This is a genomic window from Spiroplasma sp. hyd1 (assembly GCF_016082235.1).
GTDB classification, from domain to species: domain Bacteria; phylum Bacillota_I; class Bacilli_A; order Mycoplasmatales; family Mycoplasmataceae; genus Spiroplasma; species Spiroplasma poulsonii.
Genome location: NZ_JXYY01000136.1, coordinates 1 through 688 on the forward strand (window position 1 = coordinate 1; position 688 = coordinate 688).

The 688-nt window shown below is 26.3% G+C and carries 1 pseudogene and 1 riboswitch; the pseudogene reads right to left on the reverse strand.

The annotated features are described in order from the left end of the window. Positions 1-92 precede the first annotated feature (92 nt). Positions 93-278, reverse strand: a riboswitch (cobalamin riboswitch). Positions 279-414: 136 nt separating this feature from the next. Beyond that, positions 415-688, reverse strand: a pseudogene (locus tag TS70_RS06730) (hypothetical protein); the annotation flags it as partial.

The following is a 688-nucleotide window of genomic DNA, read 5'->3' on the forward strand; positions in this document are numbered from 1 at the left end:
TATTTGCAATTTTTTAACAAGTAATGCAAGAAGTCTATTAAATTATTTGTTTGCAAAATAATTACATGACTCACACCCAGGAGTTATATAATAAGACTAATTAAATTTAGAAAGGTCTACTGGCTTAACTTCATCCTACTAACCGCCTTCCCAAAAAATATTTTCAGTGGCTTGTGGTGTTCGTCCATATCACAGTTGCTGGGACAACTCAAGATTTACACTTAATTCCCTAACTCTAAATAACTATATATTAAATTGTCTAAAAATATCATATCATATTTTATTTATCTTGATAATAATTAATAACAAAAATTAAACTAAAAAAAGCAAAACTTCACCCAAAACTAATTAAACTTGGCAATCAAATATTATGTAACTCTGAAAAATATGTTAAATTTGGATATAAATTAGAATCTAAAATTCATTCTGGAACTGATCAAAAAAAGCACTACCCATAATTGATGACGAATAACTTGGTGTTAACAAATAACCAATAATATTTAAGATTTTATCACTACGAACAACCCCAATTGGGAAAAATAAGCCTGCTAAAAAAGCAAAAATTAAAAAAACAGAAATTGAGATTACTAAAATAACTTTTAAATCCTTCGAACAAAGCGCAATTAAAATTCCAATTAATAGACTTCTTGCATTACTTGTTAAAAAATTGCAAATATTTGTAAAAAAG